The organism is Vibrio owensii (assembly GCF_002021755.1).
GTDB classification, from domain to species: domain Bacteria; phylum Pseudomonadota; class Gammaproteobacteria; order Enterobacterales; family Vibrionaceae; genus Vibrio; species Vibrio owensii.
The window spans coordinates 2,019,764-2,044,715 of sequence record NZ_CP019960.1; the positions used below are offsets into that span (position 1 = coordinate 2,019,764).

Below are 24,952 nucleotides of genomic sequence, written 5' to 3' on the forward strand. Positions count from 1 at the left end.
TAAATATCCCCGAAATTTAACCTTTAACAGCGGAAGAAATGTCGTTACCCACGAAGTAACGTTGGAAAACCATAAATACAATCAGTACTGGGATTGTTGACAGGAAAGCCCCCGCCAAGATCAGGTTCCAGTCACCTGCTACGCCATAGGCGTTACGTAAACTCAATAGACCAACAGGAAGCGTGAACGCGTCAGCTGGGCTGTTAATCACCACAAGCGGCCAGAAGAAGTCATTCCAAGCGCCTTGGAAACCAAGGATGGTGACCGACAAGATGGCTGGCTTCGCCAGTGGCATGAATACCTTCCAAAGAATCACAGCAGGGCTTGCGCCATCTACGATTGCGGCTTCTTCCAGTTCTTTCGGAATGTTCTCGAAGAACTGTTTCATGATCAGAACCTGACCCGAAGCGACGACCGCGGTGATGACCGCCCATGGTGTGTTCAATAAGCCAATATCCTTATAAATTAAGTAGTTAGAGATGAACGTTACTTGGCCCGGAATCATCATGCTGAACAACATGAAAGCGAACACAGCACGCGCACCAGTGAACTTCAATCGAGCTAAGGCATAACCCGCAGTACATGCAAAGAACAGGGTCAGAATCACCTTACCAATCGCAATGAAGAACGAGTTGATGGTCCAGCTCATAAATAAGCTCTTACCTGTATCTAGGCTCACCGACTCGGTGTACACGCGAACGTAAGACTTAAATACATAACCAATCAAACCCGGTGCTGCGTTATCCCATGCCGCAACACGGCCACGACGTTCCATCTTGCTTGGCGCTAGTGTGCTATCAATCAGCACTTGGCCGCGCGGCGCTTCTATCGTTAGTGGTAGCGTTGCAATCTCAGGACCTTGCCCTTGATACTTGATGGAAAATGCCCACGTTTGGCTATGACCTTGCTTAGTAAGTTCACGACGACCACGCTTCTCTACAAACGCCACGTTATCGTTAGTGTCTACCAGCACTGGCTCGCTGACTTGTGCGTAATCGGCAGCAAAGTCGGTCACGATAGCCGCAGCCATACCTGTACCTGGACGACGGCGTGGCACTTCAATCTCTGGCGTTGCCAGCTCTTTGCCGTCTTCCACCGCGTAAGTCACGGTGAAGTTCACTTCTGCGCCCGGAGCAAAACCACCGAACATTGGCGCATCGTTACCTTCTTTACCGAGTTGGTAAGCCGCACCCCAGTTGCTTGGTTGAACCTGTGCAAAGTTGAACTTAAATGGCTGCTCTAGTGGGTCATCTTTCAAACTCGCTAAGAAAGCCACCACGAACGTACCTAACATGACAGTCGCAACCAGTAGCAAAGCACTGTAAACCCACGCTACCTTTGCCCAGCGACGACGCGCTTGGAACTTGGAAATCTCTTCCATTGATGCCATAGGTTTCGCATCATCGTGATTCATGGTTGAAACGGGATTAGTCATCTGCTTTCTCCTTCACACCAAAGATTTTCTGCAGATAAACCACTGCCAACGTGATGAATGCCAATACCAATGCTGCTGCGCTTGCCATGCCGATTTGTGGCGTGCCACCCGGTGGGAAGGCGTTGTGGTAAACGTAGTAAGCCAGCGTAATACGTGATTCCAGCGGAGCTGCCGAGCCAAGTAGTGCTACTTGGTCAAACATTTGTAGCGTACCGATAATCGAGAAAGTCACGACGACGAACGTCACCGGTGCTAACTGAGGAATCGTAATGTTCCAGTGTTGCTGCCACTTGTTCGCACCATCAATGTGCGCCGCTTCGTAAAGCTCACCCGGAATGCCTTGCAAGCCTGCTAGGAACAGCAACATGAAGGTCGGGATAGTGGTATAAATGTTCTGAATCACAATTGCCCAAAGTGTTAAAGGCATTGGCCCCACATTGTCTCGCGTGTTCAACCAGTTAACTTCCACGATTTGGTCTGTCACTTCTACCCAGCCCATTGCGCTGGCTACGAAAGTCGCCACACCCGCAACGATGAAAGAGAGAATGCCCCATGCTGGATCCAACCAACCTACCGGTAAGCCTTTCAAACGGTCTTTGGTTACCAACACAAACTGAGTAGCGATAGCGACAAGCACAAAGCAGCTCAAGTGCGGGTAATGGTTCACGACATCGGTGACAAAGCCATTGAGATAACCGTTCTTTTGGTAGAACCAAATGAAGATCAGTGTCACCGCGGCACTCGACAAAATACTTGGTAAGTAAAACGCGGTTCTAAAGAAGCTTTTTGCGCGAATTTTAGAGTTCACCAAAATCGCTAAGCCAAGTGCTAACACGGTTTGTACACAGGTCACGATTAGTGAGAACCAAATGGTGTTTGCCAGTGAAAGCAGGAATAAATCGTCAGTAAGCAGAGCTTTAAAGTTCGCTAAACCAACCCAGATTGCATCGCTGAACAAGTCGTACTCGGTAAAGCTGAAGTAAACCGTTCTGATCAATGCGTATAGAAAAAACACCACCAAAGTCAGTACAAATGGCCCAGCTAGGAGCCATCCGTAAACTTGTTGGCGTAAACGTAAAGAGTTCATCCCTCGCCCCGTTATTTCGCCATCAGTGCATCGTATTTAGCTTGCGCCATCTTGATCGCTTCTTTTTGCGTCATCTGACCAAGCAACACTGAATTCAATGCTTCATTAATCGGAGTCATCCATGCTGTGCCGTAGTTACCAAATGCGAATGGCTCTACATTTCCTTCAAGAGCACCTTCAAATACTTGTTTTGCCAATTCGTTTTCTGCTTTTTGCTGTGCAAAGAACTCTGACTTACCAAGCGCTTCACGGCTTGGCAGAGCAAGACCTGAATCCAACACCCATTCTTGTGCTTTTTGGCTAGTTAAGATCTCTACCGCTTTTTGCGTCGCTTCGATGTTCTTACCATCTGCATTTACGCCCCAAGCAACAGTAAACAGTAGATTGCCACGTTCACCGCTTACTGGATCTTTTGGCATCAACGTTGTGCCATAAGGCAGGTTTGGCGCTTTATCGCGTAAGTAACCACTGATCCAGTTACCTTCTAGAGCGATTGCCGTTTCTTCCGTACCGAAACAGCCGCCACCCCAGCCTTGACCAAGGTCAGTCGCCAAGATTCCCACTTTGTCTTCGGTAACTAAGCCAGTGTAGAAGTTAAATGCACGCTCGAAGTTCTCATCCAGAACGGTTTTGCCTTCAGCGTTGAATGGCGTCCAGCCTGTTGCGAGCGCAAAGGGTGCAAAACGCGCGTAATCAGGCATAACGCAGATACCAGACACTTCATCTGCTAGCGCATCTTTCACATCCAGTAGTTTTTTACGTAAATCTTCCCAAGAGTCTTGATTCGTTGGGTAAGCGACTTCAGCATCATCAAAAATGTCTTTGTTGTACTGCAGTGCAATTGTGTTGAAATCCTTAGCTACGCCGTACTGTTTACCTTCTAACGTAAACGCCGAGTTCAAGCTTGGGATCATGTTGGTCGCGACTTTTTCTAAGCTGCTGTTATTTGGAGAAACTTTGCCAGAGTTAACTAACGTGTTAGCGAATACAACGTCGATGTAGAAGGCGTCTGGTGCAGTGCCAGCTGAAAGAGAGTTAGTAATAAATTGAGAAAAATCGCCTTCAACCGCTTGATATTTAACAGTAAGACCTGCTTTATCAAAATCGTCAACAAGTACCTCGTTCACCAACTTGTTCAGAACCACAACATCATTACCGCCCCAGCCGGCAATCGTGACTTCTGTATTTGCAACTGCGTTTGCAGATAGGCCAGCAGCTAGTAGGGATACTGCCAATATTGTTTTTTTCATCTCGCCCTCAAATCCCATTTCTTTCAAAATCTGAGGGTATTATGCGAAATTAACGTAAGCGCTTACGTTAAGATGATCACAAAAAACTCAGTTACGTATCAGAACGCACAAGAATGGTGATCTCGCTTACAAAAATGGTGCATTTTTCGCTCGTAAATTCAGAAAAACGCCATAAAAGGCCGTTATGTAACGAAATGTGATTCGTAAGACCATCTCATTCTTACGAAAAATTTACGTAAAACAGATACAGAGATAACGATTAATAAAACTCGATTGGAGATAGGAAACGGAGAAACGAAGAAATGGGTAAGAAGAGGATGAAAACCGTAAACAAAAAGAGCATGGACTCAGCCATGCTCTATGCTTTCGATTACCGATATGAGGAATGAAAGTTAGCTGGTTTTACCTAGCTTCAGAGACACAGGAACAACGGAACCAACAGGCTGTTCACGCAGCATGGCTTGCTCTAGCATGCTCGCAACACGCGCCGCGATCTTGTCCGTGTCTTGCTCAATAGTCGTGAGTTCACGTGAAATACCAGGTAAACCATCGTAACCCACAACAGAGAAGTCATCAGGTAGCGTGTAACCGCGGTCTTTTAGTGCCGCGATGACACCAAGTGCCGTTTCGTCACACTCACAAACAAAGCCCTGATAGCCCTCAAGCTGCTTTTTATCAATGTTCATGAAGTAACGATAAGCCGCGATTTCACCCAGTGGATCAGCACCCGTTCTAAGCTCTCGAACAGGAAGCGCATTGCTTGCCATCACTGACATGTAACCTTGATGACGGAACTGATAACCGTCGCCATAAGTTGTTGGCGTCACGAAGCAAATGTCTGTTAGCCCTTTATCTACAAGGTGTTGCGTGGCTTCACGGCCGCCATTGAAATCATCTGGAGCCACCCAAAAAGAGCCTTCACTCATGCCGATACAAACGTAAGGCAAGTCCATCTCTTTACAGGTTTCAATGCGTGGGTCGTTGTGGGTAATACCAAGCAAAATAGCGCCGCCAACCTGTTCTAAATCTACTTCTCCAAAGCTTACTGGCAACAAATTGCGTCCAGAATTACGGATGGAAGCAGATAAAGAAGGCCATAGCATACCGAGGTAACGAGAAGCGTAAAAATCGTGCGGACCAAGCGAAATTGCGATGGTATTTTTGTGACTACCAGTCAATTCACGTGCAGACGTGCTTGGTACATAACCCAACTCTTTGCATATATCGAGAATCTTTTTACGCGTTTTTTCGCTGATCCCCGGTTTATTATTTAGAGCTCGACTAACAGAAGCGATTGATACACCTGCAATTTTTGCAGCTTCGTGTATGGTCGCTTTCTTCAGTTCCGCATCAGTTTTTGGTGCACTCACGGCGCTCTCCTACGGCAAAACGTAAAATTTACGTTCATTATGTGAGTAAACAGAGAAAAAGCAAGCGAGAAATACGTAAAACGATAGCAAAGCGTAAACTTATGACTCATATGTCACATTTTGTATAAAACCAATAAGCACAAGCACAGACAAGGCCCATTCTTTTATAAAAACGTCGAATAATCTGACAGTTAGAATAGAAACAAGATGAATATCAGCACAACAGGCTGATAACGAACGTCGAGAAAGCACTCAGAAACTGGATGTTTTTCTCGCACCGCCTATTCAGAAATTACGTAAATCGATTTACGTAAACCGTCTTGAACTATCTGCGAGCGATGAAAACCGCTAAATACCAGTCTCAGCCCCTTCCCTAATACAACTGATGCTTTCTTCGCCTAAAGTCAGCGAATTGTGAAACTTCATCCACATCAGAAAATATTGCTAGCTGTTTTTCATTCCTCTCGACTATGATTCGCGCTCCTGTGTTTTGGTGATTTTTTAAATGAGAATTTATACCGCTATTATCACGGCAGCATTGGCTGCAACAACACTTATCGCTCCTGCACACGCAGACGATAAATTCACTTTAGGTCGTACTATCTTGCTTGAGCACGGTAACCTAGCTGCAAAAATCCCAATGGTGATTTGCCGCAACACCAACGCGATCAAAGTGAAAGCAGAGAAAGACCTAGAACTAAGAAAGGTCGTTGTGCGATTCCAAAACGGTGACGAGAAAACCATTCGCTTCCACCGTGATCTAAAGAAAGACAAGATGACCGACTGGCGTTACTTCGGTTACCGTCGCTGTGTGAAAAACATCGAAGTATACGGTAACTCAGAAGGCTCTAAAGCGGGCGTACGCGTTTACGGTAAAGAGAAGAACGATTAATCGTTACTGATCTCGACCTTCAAAAGGGATGAGAATTAACCTCCTCTCTACGAATACAAAAATCCCTCGTCGATTGGCGAGGGATTTTTATTTTCAGTCAGAAACGAAGAAGGCTCTTATTCTGGCGAAACCAATTCGGTTCCGTTGACCGTAATTTCCACTTTGCGTGCGGCTTGCTCACGATGCTCTTGTTCAATGACTGACGTCTCAAGACGAATGTTGTCCGCTTTCACGCCATGCAAAATCAAGAAATCCGCCACGACTTTTGCTCGCTCTTTCGCTAAGTGAGTATTGTACTCCAGATAAGCAGGCTTACTATCTGCCCCTCCTGTTACCACCACTTCATAGCTTTCCAACTCAGTAATTCGACTGGCCAATTGCATCAATTGAGTTTCCATCTGTGGGTTGAGCGCTGCATCGTCGTAGCTATAAACCGGACTGTTTTCCGCTAGAATCACGGTTTGCTCTTCTGGCGCATCTTCTATGTGCTCAATAGGTTGCGGATCGTAACTGCTGCTCGACCACGGATGAAGCACCAAAGACAAGTTCACCTGACGCAGCTGTTTGGTGTCTTTTTTGTCGTAGTACTGATCGAGCACACTGACGTTAAACAGATTGTCGAATTGCAACGAGACGTCGATGTACTCACTCAAGGCATAGTAACCGCCCACCGACAAGTACGGTGCCACGCCGCTGGTTTCCGTCGGAGAATCCAACTGTGGCTTATCCATGTCGGCGTTGTAGATGTAACCACCCACGCCAGCAAACAAACCACCATCGCGCCACAGTGACCATTTGTGTTTGGCGAGAATGTCCAAACCTTTCATGTCAAAACCATTGCCGTCCGATAAGCTGCGATAGCCTAACTCATAATCAAAAGGCTGCGTCGAGATACCTAAGCTGTACTTCAAACTGGTAATGTCATTGTCGTGCTTGTAAGGATCGTCTTTAAACTGAGCAAGTCCCCCTCCCACTTGAAAATACAACCCATTGGATACCAAAGTATCGATAACGCCTTTCTCGGGTTCGTCGACTTGCTGGGCCTCTTGTGCCAAAACTGGGGAGAGTGCAAAAACAGAAATCGCGAACAAAATCATTTGTTTGTAATTCACAAGCCTTCCCCTATAAGTAAGAAACGGTGTACACCACCATTCCCTCGAACTTCCCTTTCTTAATGTTGGCAGGGTCGAAAGGCACCAGTTTGGCGAAGTAACGGTCATAGCCGACTTGCTCTACTTCGTAACCATCACCGACAGGCTCATTAAGTTGCACTTCTTCACCACTCGGAGTGTAAAGCTTGATGCCGTAGGATTTGATTTCCGTGCCGCTTTCGTCAAAAACAGGGACGTAAGATCGGTTGTTCAGGTCTCGAACATTATCAAAATAGCCACGTAGCTTAACGGATGGACAATCGGCACCGTACTTTAAGTTGCGAACGATAATAGTGAGAGGTCGAGGCTCGGTTTGCACAATATCGTCCACACCAATGCGCCCGTAGTCGATGTTGTTGTTCTTGATCTCCAGCTCAACCAAACATTTAGAAGGCTTAAGAATGTCCATGTTCTGAATCACGCTGCGGTAGTTCGCATACGCACCGTTGTAGCCCAACTCCCCATCTAACTGGAAAATGTTGACCGGCGCGCTATATCCAGAGAAGTCCCCCGGCCCCGTAACAATAATGGGCTGGTATGTAATGGTTTTGGATGTTTTAGTGCGTGATTCACAGGCGTTGTTATCTTCACTAGCACTACACTGAGGAACCCTGAAGCCATCGACCGCCGTTTTTACGCCATAGATATCTCGGCCTTCATATCGAAACCCCACCTTAATACCGGGAATATTCGGGACGACGGTATCACCCGTTTTACCGGGCCAAAAGAACACTTGTTCGGGGAAATCCTTCAGGTGAGGGAAATTCGTCGCATCTTTATAGCAAGTAACATTCACCGTTTGAGACGGGCCACGCCATACCACTTGTCCATCAGGTGCATCAATGGGTACCGATGCAGAAGGGTCAATGTAGAAACTGCTTACACCGCCAGGACCACTACCACCAAAACTACCACCGGCTTCTGTGCTGTAGCAGGCTAACGCCCACGCATTGGGAGCAACTGAAAGCCCCGTAACGAGCAAACAAAGTGTTAGAAATAACGCTCTCATCATTACCCCTCACTTTCGTCTTTGGCAGTGCAAATGTTTCTTGAATTGCAGAAATAGGTGTTGCTCACCGTGGCACCATAATCATTGATGTGGCTTAACGTGTATCGGTCGCTTTTTTCTACTTTCAAGGTTCTGCTGGTGAACGGGGCAAGCATCACAGGGGTGAAACCTGTCGCGTCTTTCTTCGCTTTCCCCACCATCAATTCAGAGTAAGTCACGTAAAATGGCGAACCGTTTTGTACCAAGATCTTATTGCTGCCCGTGCGCTTAATTTTGGTTGCGCTCGCCACCGCTTTATCGACGCGCTTAATCTTGTCCAGACTGGAAGGTCGATAGAAAAATTTGATCACCGATTCAATCGCGATTTGGATAGAACCACTGGCAGTTTCTGCGACAGCATCATCGTGCTTGTCATGCTCCGAAGGCGGCACTTCGCGAACATGTAAGAAGTAAGCCGTTTCCCTGTCTTGCGGCAGCTGGGAAGCGGTTGGCAAAGATTTGATGCGCAACATGGCGTAATCTTTACTCTCGATTCTCAACACGGGTGGAACAACGATGAATTTGTCTTCTACATCCTTTCCGTCCATGTCCGTCAACCAAGATTGCGCTAAGAATGGAATGTCAGCGGGATTCTTTATTTTGACGGTCTCTACCTTTGAGTTACCTTCATAAACCACACGAGTTCGGTCTAAAGCCAGTGCCGCGTTCGCCGATGCCGAGACCATCAAACAACACATGACGGCTAAAATTGATTTTTTCATAACTTCTCAACTACTGATTAATTATCACAATGAACGGAACGGATGACTTCTTTACTATTTAGAATTGAGTCATCAATGATTAAGTGGCAGCTTTGGTTATCCCCCCAGCTCACACTGATTTTTGAATCGAGATTGACGCCGACCAGATAAGCCGTCGAGTCTTGCCCAACAATGCCAATCTCTTGATTGAGTTCGTCGTCAAACACCAATGCGCCAAACGGAATGTCTTGTTCGCCTTGCAAGCGCGCCATGAAGTTGCTGCCTTGGCGGGCCTTGATTTTTTGATAGCCGATCGCACCTTCGGTCAGCACCATGCTCTTAACGCTGCCGAGCACCTCAACATCATCAGGTAGTGATTTGTAGTCGATGGTGTTGTAGCTCTTTTGATAAGGCGTCACGCCATTGATCAGCGCCAAGCCAAACGCATTGGTCTCTTCGTTGTTACTACCGTTAATGGTGACGTCTGGTACATTCGAGTCGATAAGAATGCGCGACGTACCCGAGTTAAGTGCGCTGTAAGCCAAGCCATGTTTTGAAAGCAGTACCGTACCCATCGCATTGGCGTTTACTTGGCTGTACGAATTGGTTTTGTAGCTGCCACCCACAGACGTCGACATGAACGAGAAATCGCGATTGTAGTTGCCACTTACGCCGTTGGATTCACCCTCGTAAACATCGTAAGCAACACGATAGTTAGAACCGTCATCATTGTTGTATCCCGAGTAGGCAAGGTTTTGAGAGTAGTCACCACTGCGCGAATTGGTTTGAACTGAGACAGTGTTGCTGCCACCGATAGGAATAGAGATCCCCAATGACCAGCCTTTTTCGTCAATGCTTGGCGAGTATTCATTAATGCCCGACTCGTAGTCGTAACTGATGTATGAATCGTTCGACTTGTACAGGTTCATCGTTAAGTAGAGATCGATCCCGTTGATCTTCAACGGATGCGAAATATTGACGTCGTAACGAGAACTGTCGCGGCGATTGTCCCAATAGTTGTTTGAGGTGTAAGACAAATACGCACTGGTCGAGCCGAAACTCTGGGTTAGTGCAATGTACTTTTCATCTTTGCGGTTGTTGTTCGCGGCATAGACGATGGAAGAAGTGCGGTCATCATAAGACTTCAAATACTCATCAAATTCGTAGTATTGCTCTTCCGAAAATCGGTAGCCCGCCACACGTAAACCCAAGCCAAAGTCGGTCAGCGTGTTGTTGTAAGTAAAGCCATAAGACAAGCCAGAGGCATCCGTATCGTCGCCTAATTTCGCCTGCGCAGAAGAAATATCGAATGAAGCCGCCCCGAAGTAATTCAGGTTGATGCCACTACCGAAAGTGTAAGATTGGTAATCTTCAGAGAGCAGCGTTGCAGAGAACAACGACAGGTAGTTGTTGACACCATAGGACGCTTCGGCGGAAAAAAACTCTGGCGTGTGCTCATAAGCGTCACTGTCCGGTACGCCCGCAGAAACGCTATAACGCACGTGATTAGGTCGAGTTAGGTACAGCACATCTGCACCGTTCACTTGGTAACGTTGAATCGTCCCGTCTGCTTGTTTGACCTCAACATCCAACGTACCTTGAGACGCTTGTGATAGGTCATCAATCAGATACGGCCCCGCATTCACATTCACTACTTTAAGTACGTTGCCTTGCTGGCGAATGGTGATCACCGCATTGGTATTGACCGTGCCAGAGACCACTGGCGAGTAACCACGCAAGTTAGATGGCAGCATTTGGTCATCGCTTTGCAGGCGAACACCCGTCATTTGGAACGAGTCGTACACGTCCGAGCCAAACTGGGTATTACCGAACGTCAGTTTCGATTTAATGCTGCGGATCGGCGCATAGCCATACAATGAAGTAAAGTCACCCGAGTAGTTGTTGGATGCTTGGTAATTTGCTCGAAAGCGAAACGCTCCGGCATTTAACCCAACAATGCCGTAGGTGGATAGATCGTCATTCCAACCGTTTTCATCGTCTTGTTGGCTGGAAAAGTAGTTAACGTTGTAATCCAGATAGAGCGCGGCGATGCCATCGTCCCATAAACGATCAGGTACAAAGCCATATTTGTACTCACTGGCGATGTATTCTTGAGGCGTTGTGATGTCTAAACGTGCTTTACCGAGATCGGACGTGACTTTGGTGTAGCCGACATCTTCAAACTGATAACACACACCACCATCAACTGAGATCGCGTTTTCTTTGTAGACTTTATAACCACGCTCACTAAGAGGAAGGCTGTCCATTAATGCATCAGAAATGCAGGGTTTGTTGTTATTAAATACAATATTTTCTTTGGTTAAGAACTCCCCATTAATATAAACCTCTAGTTCATATTTACCGTCTTCCACAAAGTTCGCATTCGAGAATTTGCTTAAATCGACACTATTTTTACTTCTTATAAAATAATCATTGAAGCTGGTCGCGTAAGAAAAAGAAGGAAAGGAAAGTACAATTATTAAACCGAGTAAATGACGACGCATTTTATCAACCAGTGTTTTTTATTAGAACGAGAGCTTTGGCTAAACAGCCAAAGCTCTCTCGGCAACTGCTTATGGGTACGTTACGCGTAGTAGCGCCCAAGATTCTGCAACACCCGCTGTAACAGGCGTTGCTGTTACGTCCACGTTTGCTTCATACGCTGCAGAAAAAGACGCGATGTTTGTGCCGTCTACAATTACGTTGCTTGCTGCTACGTCACCGTTATCGATTGGGTTACCATCGTGAAGGATACGTACGCCAACGCCTGTTGCACCGCCTTCAACGCTGAATAAGTCGCCAGTGGTGTCTGGGTTAGAATCGAATGTGAATTCCGCTTTTGTTGCTACAGTCGTATCACAATCCGTCAACTTCACTTGGAAAGGCACTGGTGTAGAGCGGTCACCTTTTGCTTTAAAGATGTGCGTTGGCTGTTGACCAAGTTGGATTGTCTGATCGATGCTGTCTGGTGATAGGCCACATGCTGATTCTACGATTTCACCTTTGAAGTAAACGTTGGTCGTGTTTTCTGCCAAAGCAGGGGTTGCAGACATCAGTCCAAAAAGAAAAGTAGCTGCGATTGATGAGCGAATGAATTTAGCTTTCATTTTTAAATCCCGTGTATTTTTAGCGAATAAATGCAGACAAGAAGTGATGACTTCTTATCGTTGCAATTCAGTTTTTAATAAATGTGTGGATGGAATAGTTTTATTTCCAACTCGATGTGTTTGTATCGTTTAACAAACGTTATGATTTTTGGTTAGCGTGAATGTTATTAAGTTCTAAACCATTAATTCTCCCTAAATTATTCGCTCCTTTTCATCAAGAAATAATGCATTCTTGTTATGAGCCTATATATTTAATTACCTGTTCCTAATGAGATTTATCCAATTAAACGTTGACCCGAACTGTAAAGTTATTATTGGGTGTACGGTCCGTGAACATTACGCGCGATTTGAGTGGCTCCACGAACGAATCGTAAGTAGCTCACCCAATACATAATCGGCCCCCGCGGAATAAACACCGGTGCTTGCTCCGACTTCTTCAAGTTGGAACACACGTACTTGCTTAACGGTTTTCTTTTCTGGCGCAACCATTAAGAAAAGCCTTGCCCGACTGGCGTACAACAACTCAATCAATCGCTCAATGCTAGTCAGCAAAGCCGAATAACTGAGACTCTCGGTATGCATGAGAATGAACGCGTCACCTTCGACTCGGTAAGTCAAAGAAGCCAAGGCACTCCCACCAACGGACCATTGCTCCGTCGACTCTTTGCCATTGAGAAAGCGTTCATACTCTGTCAGTGAACAAAGCTGTCTTAAAAACTGACGACCACTGCCCTTTTCGTTCAAACGTCGCCACTTCCCCTTTCCTTCAGGAAGCGGGACAAGGCCAAAGTTGCCATGACGATAACGCTCGAACCTTTTGATCAATTGAGGCTTGGTCGGAAAGCAGCATGCCTTGAGTTCATCTACACTGTTTTCAAGCACTCTGAGAATCTGAACCATCCGCTCTGCAGTGGGTTGGACTTTCTCACTTTCCCACCGCGAGAGCGCGTTAACATCGAGCCCAACAAACAAAGAGAAAGGGAAATGGCGTAACCGATCCACCAGCTCTCTTTGCGACCAACCTCTTCTCTTTCGTGCCTTTCGAAGGTGTTGAGAAAAGTTCGACTCCACCTTTACCTCCACATGCCTTAATTGACTTATGAATCAAACAGTTAAATAGGCATAACAAAGTTAAGCAATATGGGCATGCTCTGTCGGTTTGAATTTGAACAAGGGTAGAATATGCCCCGAATTGAGCGAGGTTATATTCCTGAAAAATAAAGGGAAACGCTTAAAATCGGCATTTTGATTCAATGGTAAAGAACAATTGCTCAATTTCAGAAAAAGGTGTGTAGCACGTAGTACCATTCCTACAGGAGTGAGGACAAAAGCGTGCAATCGACCTATTAACAGACGTCAAAAATTGCCTCTCATTGCGAGAGTTTGGGGCTTGAGATACTGGGATGCCTGAGGTCGCGCTGGCTTCCTCAACCGATAAACGAAAAGGTCGTTGTGTTATTCGCTACGCGAAGAAATAATCAAACAGCCGCAATTGCGCCCGCTTAGTATCTTCATCTGAAATACCGATATACCTTAGCGTTGTCGAAACAGACTGATGGCCGATAATCGTCGCTACTAGGCCAATGTCCATATCGCTTGAGTGATAAAGGTGACGTGCGAATATTTTCCTTAGACTGTGACAGCCGATTTTGTACTGTCTTAGCTCATCAATACATCGAGATAAGCACGAGAAGACACTCCAACAAGCCTGACGCGAGATAACGCCTCGCTGTCTTTTAGCTCGATTACTGGCTAGGGTAGAGCGCGAAAAAATCAGACCGTTATCCTTGTCTTGCCACATTCTTCGGCGTTTCTTCAATGCGGTTAAAGTACGCGGGCTAAGATAAGCGATGCGCTTTTTCACGGGCGCGTTTTTCGTTGCTTCTTCCAAGCGTGCTTGAATGCTCTTCTTCCAACTACGAGGCACTAACCCCGCTACGTTTCGGTAGTCACACACGTACACTGAGAGCAACTTGGTATGATCTCGTTTGTAGTAGTTGAGCAATTCATTTTTGATGCTTTTTAATACCTTATGTCGCGCTCTTGCTTGTCGCGCCAGCGTTCCTTTACTCTCAATCACCACCACTTCACCCGATTCAAAATTAATGTTGTCGTAGCCCAGTTTGGTGATGTCGGTAATTCGTAATCCCGTTTCAATGCCTATTCGCCAAATTAGCCAATAAACTTCATCGTGGTGTCGCTTCAGGTATTTTTCTGCTTTCTTTAAAATACGCTTGTCGCTAATTGCCTGCACGGTACTCATGAACATACCTTCCATTACGTTATAATTATTAATATTAAATATAGCTCAAGCGGTAATAAGCATTTGAGTTAATATGACTTACTGTTATTAAGCTCAATTGCCACGGTTATATTTGTTCCTATACCATTAATTTAATTAATGTATTAATTGAATAATTCCAATCAAGTGATTTATCAATCGCTTTCACTATATCAATTTGATTCAAGCCCCTCACAGTGATGATTTGATAAGTAAATTCATGTATTAATTCGATAATTTATCTAGATTCATAACTATATTGATTTTTTACTCAGAAAGATGGCGGTTTATTTGGTGATATGAACGGTGTGAAATTGTTTTGTAGCGCATTTTTTGTGATCTACTTCTCATGACAGTTTTATTGAACCGACATCACACACGCTCTCGAAGTGTCGTTGAGTAAGTATTCGGCAATGGAAAGCCAAACCTTTATGCGCAAACCAATGCAAACCAAACAAAAAAGGCTCCCAATTGGGAGCCTTGAACATTCTATAGGGAGTAAAAAGTGGTTTCGATTACTGCGCTTGTTGCTGCTTCATCGCTTCTAACTTTTTAAGCTGCTCTTGTTGACGCTTCTCTAGCGTCGACTTTTGCTCCGCAGTTAGAACATTGTAGATATCGTGCTGCGCTTTCAGTTGAGCCAGCTGTGTGTCTAGCTGTTTTGCATGCGCTTGTTGGATAAGTTGCTTGGCTTTTGCTTCATCAAAAGAAGACGCTTTCACTAGCTTCTCGAACTGCTTCGCACTTTCTTGTACTGCTTTAGGATCCTGCTGACCCGCTAGTTTGCTGCTTAAATTGATTTGAATTTCTTCAATCTTCGCTTGTTGATCAGCCGTAATGCTCTCTAAACCGAATGGTTTTGGCGCTGCAGGTTGATTTGGTGCTGCTTCTGCAAATACATTTGCGCTGCTTAGTAGTAGAATCGTCGACAATAGGTAGCGTTTCATTGGGGGAACCTTCATTAACTTCAGTTTGGAGTTAGGTGAGACTCAATCGATACCACATGGTTTCCTGTACCTGACAAATATGAGACTTTCCGTCACAAAAATAAGCAAAGACTGATATGACAAAAACGACAAATAATTTCCAATTTCCTTCGTCTTTTTCTTTTGTCCGTCGTCTTAGTCGTTATTTATACCCAAGTAACCTCGAGATGCTAGGTTCAGCGAGAATGACTTGGTTTTTAGACGCGGCGTCGATTTAAAGGTTTGGTGGGTCCAAATCAAGAATCGACAACAAAGTATACAAGCCAAGTCAACTCGCCCTTCGGGAGCGTGTCATTGACCCGATTTCTGCGTCAAACAACTTGGAAAGAGCTGGCTATTACGCTGCGTTGCTTTCCTTGACCTCGAATCAATGACAACGCTCTGAATCCTGCATCTTGAAGTCACTTGGGTATAACAGTAATTTAAGAGCTTATGTTTACTTTTAAACCTGCAATCATCGAGATTGATCACCACCAAATCATCCTTTCACCTGACGACCAAAATCTGGTTGAGGTGGCACGCAAGGTCAAAGTGAATATCGCCGCACCTTGTTTGAAGAACAAACGCAAACACGGTTGCTGTCATGTATGCAAAGTGGAAGTGGACGGTGAGCCTCGTTACGCTTGCAAGGTAAAACCTAAGTCGGGGATGAAAATCGTGGTGCGTCGCCCTGATCTTGATGCGGCAAGAAAAGAAGCCGTTAAAGCTTACAAGCAACAAATAAAGACAGGCGAAACCACATCTTGCCAGTGCGGTTAAAACCGACAATCGAGTTTACCCTACCGCGCAAAAACAAAGGGCGACACGAATGTCGCCCTTATTGATGATTATTGTTGGGGATTTAAAATGATGGTGGTGCGTTTGGCTTTGCTACCAAAGGCCTGTTTCGCTTTCGCCCTCACCTCTTCTAATGTGACGCTTTGCGCTGCTTTATCAACATCCAGCAAGACATCGAGCCCGTAATCATGCACTAAGTAGCGAGTGTATGACCAACTGCGTTGTCCCGGATTGTCATCCATATCTTTCATAGAAACCGCAAGTTGCTTGGCAGCCGTATCGACTTCTTTTTGCGTGATGTTTTTCGCTAGACCATCAAAGATTTTATCCAACTGAGCGTCCATCTTGTCGACGTCTTTTGGATCGATTTGTGATTCAAAGAACCAATCAGAAACCTGTTCTCTATCTTGTGTAATTGGGTAGATGCCAGGGCTGTAGTCCAAGCTTGCTTCTTCACGTAATTGCGCCGTAACACGCGCAGCAGCGATACGTTGCAGCATGTCTTCAACCACCGTATCACGCGCCATTCTCGGTGACTCACGCTCATTGGTTAAACGCAGTAAATATAGCGAAGATGGCTCGTTACCTGCGGCCATGACCAAACGACTTTTCGCATTGGGATCAAACTCAATATGGTAGTCCACAGGCGCTGCCGCTTTTAGATCAATCGATGCGACATACTTACGCAGCAGCGGTGTGATCTGCTCAGGTTCAACATCGGCTACAATGATCATTTTGTAACCGTAGTTATGCTTGAACAAGGCTTCATGCATCGCAAGCACTTGCTCCGGAGTGACGTTCTCTGCGCCATTAATGGACAAAAGGCGATGGCGACTGTTCGGCAAGTATGCGTTTTCATTTGCGGCCTTAATCCATTGGCCCATTGGTGATTCAAAGAAAGCGCGTCGCTGTTGAACGTATTCACGTTTTACCGCTTCGAGTTGACGCTCATCGACTTTGATTTCCGTCGCCACGTTATACAGACCATTCATGGCACTGGCTAAATGTGCTTTCGGTGTGATGACCTCAATGCCGTGATTCGTAGGGCCAAGGATCGGAAAGAGTGAAATGTCGTTTTTGCGTAAGTAGCTGTCGAGTTCAGAACCTGAGAAATCCCCCAACCCACTGCGTGCCGCTGCCATGGTCGCCACTTCAAACGCAGGATAGAGTGATTTATCAAGTGCAGCCTTACCACCTTGGCTAGCCAAGTAAATGTAGGCTCGGTTCGCCGCTTTCTCATCTTTCTGGAACCAAACTTCGATGCCATTTGAGAGTGAGTAAACTTGGAAACCGCCTTTCTTTTCTCGAACGGCGGTGATGTCACCTTCTTTAGTTGGCTGAATAAAACCATCGGTTTTCGCGTACATCTCAAGCGGCTTTTCACCGGCTTGTGCGTAAGCTGCGCTTAACAACGCAAACTCACCTGCAAACTGTTCTTTGTTTTCTGTTCTACCTAACCCCACCACAAAATTCGCCGGTTCCGATAACAGGGCTTCCAGCTCATCGTTCGCGTGGTTAAGGTCATTAGCAGCGACAAAGGTGGCTAAGCTTTGCTCATACCCTTGTTTGGATTGCGATACTGAATCTCGCTCCAATTGATACACTCGCGCTTCTGCATAACCAGCAGGCTTTCGCTTCGCCCAATCGGCATCTAGGTTAGACAGTTCGCCATACCAACCCGACATCACACCATCCAGTTCCTCTTGAGTCACACCGTAATCACGCAGCGAGGTCAGAGTATTCAAGAAGATTTGTTGGATGTTGTCACGGCGCTCAGGGGCAAAAGACACCCCTGCCGACATCATGCGATGATAGTTGGAAGAATAAGGCTGCGCATAAGCATATTGGAACGATTCCGCCGCATCATTCAACACCGTCAGTAAGCGTTGTTGGATCAACTGAGCACTCAACTCATCTTGCCAAGCTTTGTGTTGTTGCTGCATGGTTTGTCGAGTAACAGAATCCCGATCGATGACCAAATGCAGGCTCGGTGATTCCATCTTACTGCTTGGTAAAATGCGATTAGCGTTATTCACTCGAATATCACGACGCTTTTCTACTGCCGCATTAGAAACGCTTTCCCAATTAGAAAATTTGTTCTCAATGATCTTTGAGATGGATTCGACATCAACATTACCTGTGACAATTAACTCTGCGTATTGCGGCTGATACCACTTGTCATAGAACGCTTTTAGCGCTGGCGATGTCGTGTTCTCTATTGAGCTACGCGTGCCAATCGGATCGTGCTCCGCATAAGGCGTGCCTTCAATAGAAGCTTGGTACGCGTTAAAAGATAGGGATTTATCATCAGGCCGCGCACGACGCCACTCTCCTAAAATCACCCCTTTCTCTTTTTCTACCTGCGTTGGGTCGAACTCGATGCCATCACTGATATCACGCATCCACGTTAACGCATCATCCAGTTTACTCGGATTAGCAAGATCAAGCTTGTAAGTCGTCTGTTGATAAGTCGTCGTGGCATTAATATCTGCACCAAAGCTGCCGCCTGATGCTTCAAACAGCTTTACAACATCATTGCCAGAAAAGTGAGTGCTGCCGTTGAACGCCATGTGCTCAATAAAGTGCGCGTAGCCTTTTTGAGTCGCATCTTCTTGGAAGGAGCCAACGTTCATCATCAAACGTACCGAGACTTCTTCATCTTGGGTTGGATAAATGTGGTATTTCATCCCATTAGGCAGTTGATCAACGTACCAATTCGGATCGGTTTGAAGCGGTGTCGATTGGGGAGTCAGAGCACACCCTGACAGCAACAATGCGGTGAGTAACAACGTGCTACGCATAACTATCGTCCCTAATAATAATCAATTGAGGCAATATATCGAGCACGCCATATGCTTGATATTTAATATGAAAACTACGCCTGAATAGTAAGATCTAGCTCACATTTTATAAAATGAGAAGGTTTTACAACGTCTTAGATAACACTTCGCCATTAATCAAGTTAGCGCAAAAAGGCAACACGCATTGTTTAATATTTGTGCACCGAGGTTAATGCGACTCAAATACGCGACATAGATCGGAATTTATTTTGACCACTAAAATATAATGTTCGCGCGAAACACCCATTTTTATAAATATAAGAGCCAACGATACCTTTATGCTTAAGAATTTATCTTTGAAGAACAAGCTGGCGATCTCTGCCAGTGCTGCCATCATCCTCGGGGGAGTGTTGGTGGAGGGGCTGTCTTTCCGTGATGCTTTAGAGCGACTTGATGTTGAAGTCGCGCAACGCCTAGAAAGTACCAGCGCATCTTACAACCAATATGTGAGCGATTGGCTGCTGTCGAAAGAGCGTGCACTCACATCACTGTCACAAGATGCTGAGAAATCCGCCATTGTGACTCACCTAAAACAAGTTCGTGATTCTGCCGCGTTTGATAACGTCTTCCTTGCGTATCCAGACGGTTCTCAAGACAACGCGAACGGTGTTGTCCTGCCACCGGGTAACGACGACCCTCGTCAATGGGGTTGGTACACCAACGCAATCGCAAACCCTTCGAAAGTCTTTATGGACAACCCTACTGTCGCCGCAGCAACTGGCGCGAACGTGGTGTCTTTGGGTAAAGCATTGCAACTTCACGGTCAAACAAGCGTGCTAGGTGCAGACGTGGAAATCGGTGACATCTTAAATAGCCTGAACCAAGTGATTCTGCCTGGTGAAGGTTATATGTTTATCGCCAACGATCAAGGCAATATCTTCACCCACAATGACAGCAAACTGCTTAACCAGCCTGTCAGCAAATTGGGGCTGAACAACAGCGATATCACAGCGGCAGCAAATTCTGGCCAAGATCGTACCGTGTCCATCAACGGCAAAGACTTCGTGGTTTACGCGAAAGCCATCGACGGTACTAAGCTAACAACGGTCACGGTTCTGGATAATGACTCTTTGGTTGCCCCACTTTACGACGCAGTTTGGGGCCAAATCATCGCGACGACTATCGTGGTGATCATCTGTGTGGCTTTGTTTAACCTGCTGTGTAACATCCTATTCCGTCCGCTTTACAACGTTTCAAATGCTCTATCGCAAATCGCCAATGGTAGCGGTGATTTAACTCAGCGCATCAAAGTCGAGAACCGTGATGAAGTGGGTGAATTGGCAGAGAACTTCAACCAGTTTGTTGCCAGCCTTCAGCAACTTATCGGCCACATTCGTCACCAAGCGGAAGACTTGAATCATCAGTCAGAGCTTAGCACCAAACGTGCAAACCAATCCGTTGACGAGCTCAACCACCAGCAACAAGAAATCACACTTGTGGCAACGGCAGTAACGGAAATGGCTTCTGCGACGCAAGAGATCGCTTCTCACGCTGAGCAAACGGCTAAAGTGGCACAAGACTCTTCCGTAAGCACGCAAAACGGTCATGCGTTGGTAGTGAACACTAAAGACTCGATCAACAACCTGTCTTCGGAAGTGAACCAAGCCAGCGGCGTGATCAGTGAACTAAACCAACATGCTCAAGACATCAATACCGTGCTGTCGACCATTCGTGACATTGCAGAGCAGACTAACCTACTTGCATTGAACGCCGCGATCGAAGCCGCGCGTGCAGGCGAGCAAGGCCGTGGTTTTGCTGTGGTTGCGGATGAAGTGCGTGTTCTATCTCAACGCACTCATACATCGACAGAAGAGATCAAATCCACCATCGAAACGCTACAACGCACGACTCAGCGTGCTGTTACTTTGATGGAACGCAGCTCTGAACTGGCAGTAGGCTCGGTAGAAGATGCTGACCGTGCTTCTCAAGCGCTGGATGAAATCAACTCGGCAGTGGCGATGATCAGCGATATGGCGACCCAAATCGCCACCGCCGCGGAAGAGCAAACCCACGTGACCAATGAAATCACCCAAAACGTTACTTCAATCAAAGACGTGACAGATCACTTGGTGATCGGTGCAGAAGAGTCGATGAATCAGTCATCTGAGTTGAAATCTCAAGCAGAAGATCTCAACTCGAAAGTGGCAACCTTCAAACTGGCGTAAAACCCACTTCAACCATTAATTTCAAACCCCGCCATGTTGCGGGGTTTGTTATTTTTCCCGCCTGTAAATTCGGCTTAATTTGACCCGAAAGCCCCGAAGAACCGTACATAAAAGCAACACAATCAACATTATCGCCTCTCAACATCAGTAAGTTCCTCAGAGAACAAGATAGGCAAAACTTTTAGGGAAACGGCTTTTCAACCTTATTCAGAAACTTTTGAAGGGGTGCGCTTATGAATCTTATGGACCTACCCAAAAAACGGGGCAAATGGAACCTAGAGCTGTGCAAACAAAGTGCAGCAAAATTCAAGACTCGCACGGAGTGGTGTGAAGGATGCAAAGCGGCTTATAGCGCGGCGTATCGCAACGGCTGGCTCGACCAATGTTGCGCTCACATGCAGCGCGTTGGCTTGAAATGGACGTACGAAAAATGCAAACAAAGCGCCTCTGAATACAAGACTCGTTCTGCATGGAATCATGGTTGTAAGAGCGCTTACCATGCCGCCAGAAAAAACGGATGGGTTGAAGATTGCTGCGCCCACATGCTCCCTTCTCGGACTGGGAAAAAGTGGACATCTGAAACCTGTGCAGAAAACGCCAGACAATACAAAACTCGCTCCGACTGGCAGCGAGGATGCAGCGGTGCTTACAACGCGGCTAACCGCAATGGTTGGTTAGAAGACTGCTGTGCCCACATGAAACCAATCGAACTTAAGTGGAACCTATCAGCCTGTATCCAAAGCGCACGACCATTCAAAACTCGTACGGAATGGATTAGCCATTGTAAAAGCGCCTATCAAGCGGCAAGAAACCGCGGATGGCTAGAGCAATGCTGCGCTCATATGGGCGAACCAAGAACACAAAAGAAATGGACGTTGGATGCGTGTATGAGAAGCGCTGCAGAATACAGAACACGAACAGCGTGGCAAGAAGGATGCAGCGGAGCCTACTTCGCCGCCCATCGAAATAATTGGATGAAAAGGTGCTGCGCCCACATGCGTTCTGCACGTTCAAAATGGACGCTTAAGATCTGTAAAGGCAGCGCGTCCTATTTCTCAAGCAAACGAGATTGGCTGCGCTGTTGTCGAGGTGCATATAACGCTGCTCACCGTAACGGTTGGCTTGCAGAATGCTGCTCACACATGGAGAGACCGCGAGCAGCATGAGGAAACTACTTCGCTGCCGCGCCTGTGAGCTTGCTCAGCACACCACTGACTTTGGTCAACACCTCGTCACACCCTTCAATCTTGTGGCGCTCCTTTAGATACATTGGGTTGTTGTAAGCGAGCCACGTTTTGCCTTCTGCATCTTCATAAACCAGCACTTTTTGCGGCAAATCGATCGCCACCTCTTGAGCGCATTGCATCAGCGGCGTGCCCACTTTGGGATTACCAAACACAATCACTTCGGTTGGTCGTAGCGCCATATCGACCTTAGCTGCATTCTCTTGGTGATTCACACGTGCAAACACGTTTAAGCCCTTACTTTGCGCGATTTCGACAAACTTATTCGCCGTATCTTGCACCGAATGTTGACTCGCAACTCGTACCACACTGTCTTCTGCCAAAGAGGAAAACGACGCCAACACTGCGACCAATCCTACCGTTATTGCTTTTACCATCTGCTGATTCCTTATGCTTCGATTTCACTACCCAAAAACTATAGAAGCCAAGACCCAGACTCGCGACTTGTACGTGTTTGATTTTCGGCTTTCCTTATCAACAATAGACCGACTCAGAGTGAAAATTGATTCAGATTAATAAAGCGTTAATCAGTCCAACATTAAAACCGTGAAGCACATAAAATACGTGACCTATTTTACTGAGTAAGAGATAACTAGTGACACGCGATCAATTTGAGTTATTAGCCCCGGGCGGCGATCTGGATTCCATCAAAGCAGCCATTGCTGCGGGTGCCGATGCTATCTACTGCGGACTCGACCGTTTTAATGCCCGCAACCGAGCGACCAACCTCACTTTAGATAACTTGAATGGCGTGCTGACGCTAGCTCATCAGCACAACTGTAAGATCTTCCTGACTCTGAACGTATTGATACTGGAAAGCGAAATCCCAGCCATCGTGCGTTTGCTCAGCCAGTTAAACACCACCGCAATTGATGGCGTGATCGTGCAAGATCTTGGTTTGGCTTACATTCTCAAGAATCATTTCCCAGATCTAGACGTACACGCTTCAACTCAGCTCAACACGCACAACGAAGGACAGATCTTGTTCCTTAATCAGCTGACGGCAAGCCGTGTGAACCTCTCTCGTGAACTGAACATCAATGAGATCAAGCACCTGGCTCAGTTTGGTCGTGAGCATGACGTGATGATGGAAGTGTTTGTGCATGGCTCTTACTGCATCGGTTTCTCAGGCATTTGCTACATCAGTTCTGCGCGTAACGGCGCTTCGGGCAACCGTGGTCGTTGTAGTCAGCCTTGTCGTGAGCAATACGAAACCACCAAAACAGGCAACAGCTACCCTCTCAACATGAAGGACAACTCGGCATTTAGCGATTTAGAAGCGCTTGCCGATGCGGGCGTGTATTCGTTGAAAGTGGAAGGCCGCATTAAGAAATCTCACTACGTTTACACCGTGGTCGATAACTGGCGTAAACAGATTGACCGCTTGTGTGATGGCGTAGAACTGTCAAACGACACCACAGAGTTGTACACCGTATTTAACCGCGATTTCTCTAACGCGTTTTTGCAAGGTGATTTCGGTAAAGCGATGTACATCGACAACCCTCGCGATCACGCCGTAAAACACTTCTCGAAGATCTACAAATGCGAATCCGCCGATGATGTGCAAGGCGTGAAGAAGAAGCTCTACAACGACAAAACCGCAATCATTGAGAAGGTTGCAGAGAAGACTCAAGATTTTGATGTGACTTCAACGCAAGCCTCTGGCAGCAGCCTAAAAGGCGCGATTGATGTACCGACTTTGCCGACGCTGCCTCAACCAGATATGCGCGAAGGCGCTCCGAAGCTATCTGTCTTGATTTCATCAGTAGAAGACACCGCACTATGCGAAGACAGCAATGTCGATGTGTATTTCCAGCTACCAATGGGATTGGCGGGTGAACTGAATGCGATGATTGAGTTGTTCCAAGCAAACCCAAGATTGAAACCTTGGTTCCCTGCAATTTTGATTGGCGACGATTACCAAGCCTCACGTGCATTCTTAGAAGCAGTGAAACCAGAATTGTCGATCACCAATAACTCTGGCGTGGGCATGTTGGCTCAAGAGCTAGGATTAGGTTGGGTTGCTGGCCCGCAGATGAACACGGTGAACTCCTACTCATTCAAATGTTTGCAAGAAGAATTCGCCGCAAGCGGTGCGTTTATCTCTAACGAGCTGAATATGAAGCAGATGCGCCACATTAAGCGCCCGCACAATATGCGCAGCTACTACAGCATTTACCACCCGAACACTCTGCTGACTAGTCGCCAATGTTTGTTCCAACAAACCGAAGGTTGCCGCAAGATTAAGGTCAACAAAGGTTGTTTGAAGCGTTGTGACAAGCGCACATCGATCATCAACCTAAAAGACAACCCGTATGTGGTGCAAAAACAAAAAGGCAGTCACAACTCGATCTACAGCGAGCACAACGTATTGAACCTGCAAGTGCTGCAGGATTTGCCGCAGCTGTTAACTGACGTATTGATCGACCTGCGCGACATCCAGACGGAAACTAAAGTCACGATGACCAAACCTGAATTGATCGATGCCTTTACCGCTCTGCTGAATGAACATAATGAGCAGTATGTTGAAGCACTTAATACTGCGATTCACCCAACGGCAAACGCTCAATACTTGAAAGGCTTGTAACGGAATCTCATCAGATTCAACTGCACAATTT

General features: G+C 46.4%; 19 protein-coding genes. 5 read left to right on the forward strand and 14 right to left on the reverse strand.

Going from position 1 to position 24,952, the window contains the following annotated elements:
• Window positions 1-16: 16 nt before the first annotated feature.
• The 4 genes from A9237_RS25505 to A9237_RS25520 all read right to left on the reverse strand — a co-directional run bounded on the left by A9237_RS25505 (window position 17) and on the right by A9237_RS25520 (window position 5,142).
• Window positions 17-1,435 (reverse strand): carbohydrate ABC transporter permease, encoded by a 1,419-nt coding sequence (locus tag A9237_RS25505; RefSeq protein WP_078610067.1) that lies wholly within the window; start codon window positions 1,433-1,435, stop codon window positions 17-19.
• Entirely contained in the window at window positions 1,428-2,522 is a 1,095-nt protein-coding gene (locus tag A9237_RS25510) for a carbohydrate ABC transporter permease (RefSeq protein WP_005434283.1), read from the reverse strand. Before A9237_RS25510 ends, A9237_RS25505 begins: the two co-directional genes overlap by 8 nt.
• A gap of 11 nt (window positions 2,523-2,533) precedes the next feature.
• Window positions 2,534-3,772: a type 2 periplasmic-binding domain-containing protein gene (locus A9237_RS25515; RefSeq protein WP_009706577.1), complete on the reverse strand. Its 1,239-nt coding sequence runs from the start codon at window positions 3,770-3,772 to the stop codon at window positions 2,534-2,536.
• 392 nt (window positions 3,773-4,164) lie between these two features.
• Window positions 4,165-5,142 carry a LacI family DNA-binding transcriptional regulator gene (locus A9237_RS25520; protein WP_005434280.1) on the reverse strand — a complete coding sequence of 326 codons (978 nt, stop codon included), beginning with the start codon at window positions 5,140-5,142 and terminating at the stop codon, window positions 4,165-4,167.
• 505 nt (window positions 5,143-5,647) lie between these two features.
• Here A9237_RS25520 and A9237_RS25525 point away from each other — a divergent pair.
• Window positions 5,648-6,034, forward strand: coding sequence for a DUF2541 family protein (locus A9237_RS25525; protein WP_005434277.1), 387 nt, complete (start codon window positions 5,648-5,650; stop codon window positions 6,032-6,034).
• A 116-nt stretch (window positions 6,035-6,150) separates the two neighbouring features.
• Here the strand turns inward: A9237_RS25525 and A9237_RS25530 are convergent, their stop codons facing one another.
• From A9237_RS25530 to A9237_RS25565, 8 genes are all read right to left on the reverse strand, one after another.
• On the reverse strand, window positions 6,151-7,146 hold the full coding sequence (locus A9237_RS25530; RefSeq protein WP_078610068.1) for an OmpA family protein: 996 nt from the start codon (window positions 7,144-7,146) through the stop codon (window positions 6,151-6,153).
• A 10-nt stretch (window positions 7,147-7,156) separates the two neighbouring features.
• Window positions 7,157-8,197, reverse strand: a complete 1,041-nt coding sequence (locus A9237_RS25535; protein WP_032802806.1) for an adhesin — start codon at window positions 8,195-8,197, stop codon at window positions 7,157-7,159.
• The gene (locus tag A9237_RS25540; protein WP_078610069.1) at window positions 8,197-8,955 is read right to left on the reverse strand and encodes a fimbrial biogenesis chaperone; all 759 of its coding nucleotides are present in this window, start codon (window positions 8,953-8,955) and stop codon (window positions 8,197-8,199) included. The genes A9237_RS25535 and A9237_RS25540 overlap by 1 nt, the downstream gene beginning before the upstream one ends.
• 17 nt (window positions 8,956-8,972) lie before the next feature.
• Window positions 8,973-11,438 carry a fimbria/pilus outer membrane usher protein gene (locus A9237_RS25545; protein ID WP_078610070.1) on the reverse strand — a complete coding sequence of 822 codons (2,466 nt, stop codon included), beginning with the start codon at window positions 11,436-11,438 and terminating at the stop codon, window positions 8,973-8,975.
• Between the two features lie 69 nt (window positions 11,439-11,507).
• A complete protein-coding gene (locus tag A9237_RS25550) occupies window positions 11,508-12,041 on the reverse strand; it encodes a fimbrial protein (protein ID WP_009706582.1) in 534 nt (177 codons plus the stop codon).
• Window positions 12,042-12,377: 336 nt separating this feature from the next.
• A complete protein-coding gene (locus A9237_RS25555; protein ID WP_237358444.1) occupies window positions 12,378-13,043 on the reverse strand; it encodes a helix-turn-helix domain-containing protein in 666 nt (221 codons plus the stop codon).
• Between the two features lie 460 nt (window positions 13,044-13,503).
• Window positions 13,504-14,304: a tyrosine-type recombinase/integrase gene (locus A9237_RS25560; RefSeq protein ID WP_078610072.1), complete on the reverse strand. Its 801-nt coding sequence runs from the start codon at window positions 14,302-14,304 to the stop codon at window positions 13,504-13,506.
• Between the two features lie 533 nt (window positions 14,305-14,837).
• Window positions 14,838-15,269: a Spy/CpxP family protein refolding chaperone gene (locus tag A9237_RS25565; RefSeq protein ID WP_078610073.1), complete on the reverse strand. Its 432-nt coding sequence runs from the start codon at window positions 15,267-15,269 to the stop codon at window positions 14,838-14,840.
• A 471-nt stretch (window positions 15,270-15,740) separates the two neighbouring features.
• Here A9237_RS25565 and A9237_RS25570 point away from each other — a divergent pair, with 471 nt between their 5' ends.
• On the forward strand, window positions 15,741-16,067 hold the full coding sequence (locus A9237_RS25570) for a (2Fe-2S)-binding protein (protein WP_078610074.1): 327 nt from the start codon (window positions 15,741-15,743) through the stop codon (window positions 16,065-16,067).
• A gap of 68 nt (window positions 16,068-16,135) precedes the next feature.
• Here A9237_RS25570 and A9237_RS25575 read toward each other — a convergent pair whose 3' ends face one another.
• Window positions 16,136-18,886, reverse strand: coding sequence for a M16 family metallopeptidase (locus tag A9237_RS25575; RefSeq protein ID WP_078610075.1), 2,751 nt, complete (start codon window positions 18,884-18,886; stop codon window positions 16,136-16,138).
• 317 nt (window positions 18,887-19,203) lie between these two features.
• Here A9237_RS25575 and A9237_RS25580 point away from each other — a divergent pair, with 317 nt between their 5' ends.
• Entirely contained in the window at window positions 19,204-21,090 is a 1,887-nt protein-coding gene (locus tag A9237_RS25580) for a methyl-accepting chemotaxis protein (RefSeq protein WP_038894652.1), read from the forward strand.
• 233 nt (window positions 21,091-21,323) lie between these two features.
• The gene (locus tag A9237_RS25585) at window positions 21,324-22,256 is read left to right on the forward strand and encodes a hypothetical protein (protein WP_078610076.1); all 933 of its coding nucleotides are present in this window, start codon (window positions 21,324-21,326) and stop codon (window positions 22,254-22,256) included.
• Between the two features lie 5 nt (window positions 22,257-22,261).
• Here the strand turns inward: A9237_RS25585 and A9237_RS25590 are convergent, their stop codons facing one another.
• Window positions 22,262-22,711, reverse strand: a complete 450-nt coding sequence (locus A9237_RS25590; protein WP_039840634.1) for a DUF302 domain-containing protein — start codon at window positions 22,709-22,711, stop codon at window positions 22,262-22,264.
• 218 nt (window positions 22,712-22,929) lie between these two features.
• Between A9237_RS25590 and A9237_RS25595 the strand changes: the two genes are divergently transcribed.
• Window positions 22,930-24,921 carry a peptidase U32 family protein gene (locus A9237_RS25595; protein ID WP_078610077.1) on the forward strand — a complete coding sequence of 664 codons (1,992 nt, stop codon included), beginning with the start codon at window positions 22,930-22,932 and terminating at the stop codon, window positions 24,919-24,921.
• Window positions 24,922-24,952 lie beyond the last annotated feature (31 nt).

Coding starts and splice junctions, on each gene's coding strand:
- A9237_RS25550 (WP_009706582.1), bottom strand. CDS start 12,041: ATGAAAGCTAAATTCATTCGCTCATCAATCGCAGCTACTTTTCTTTTT.
- A9237_RS25505 (WP_078610067.1), bottom strand. CDS start 1,435: ATGACTAATCCCGTTTCAACCATGAATCACGATGATGCGAAACCTATG.
- A9237_RS25515 (WP_009706577.1), bottom strand. CDS start 3,772: ATGAAAAAAACAATATTGGCAGTATCCCTACTAGCTGCTGGCCTATCT.
- A9237_RS25590 (WP_039840634.1), bottom strand. CDS start 22,711: ATGGTAAAAGCAATAACGGTAGGATTGGTCGCAGTGTTGGCGTCGTTT.
- A9237_RS25560 (WP_078610072.1), bottom strand. CDS start 14,304: ATGAGTACCGTGCAGGCAATTAGCGACAAGCGTATTTTAAAGAAAGCA.
- A9237_RS25580 (WP_038894652.1), top strand. CDS start 19,204: ATGCTTAAGAATTTATCTTTGAAGAACAAGCTGGCGATCTCTGCCAGT.
- A9237_RS25570 (WP_078610074.1), top strand. CDS start 15,741: ATGTTTACTTTTAAACCTGCAATCATCGAGATTGATCACCACCAAATC.
- A9237_RS25565 (WP_078610073.1), bottom strand. CDS start 15,269: ATGAAACGCTACCTATTGTCGACGATTCTACTACTAAGCAGCGCAAAT.
- A9237_RS25525 (WP_005434277.1), top strand. CDS start 5,648: ATGAGAATTTATACCGCTATTATCACGGCAGCATTGGCTGCAACAACA.
- A9237_RS25540 (WP_078610069.1), bottom strand. CDS start 8,955: ATGAAAAAATCAATTTTAGCCGTCATGTGTTGTTTGATGGTCTCGGCA.
- A9237_RS25510 (WP_005434283.1), bottom strand. CDS start 2,522: ATGAACTCTTTACGTTTACGCCAACAAGTTTACGGATGGCTCCTAGCT.
- A9237_RS25585 (WP_078610076.1), top strand. CDS start 21,324: ATGAATCTTATGGACCTACCCAAAAAACGGGGCAAATGGAACCTAGAG.
- A9237_RS25545 (WP_078610070.1), bottom strand. CDS start 11,438: ATGCGTCGTCATTTACTCGGTTTAATAATTGTACTTTCCTTTCCTTCT.
- A9237_RS25575 (WP_078610075.1), bottom strand. CDS start 18,886: ATGCGTAGCACGTTGTTACTCACCGCATTGTTGCTGTCAGGGTGTGCT.
- A9237_RS25535 (WP_032802806.1), bottom strand. CDS start 8,197: ATGATGAGAGCGTTATTTCTAACACTTTGTTTGCTCGTTACGGGGCTT.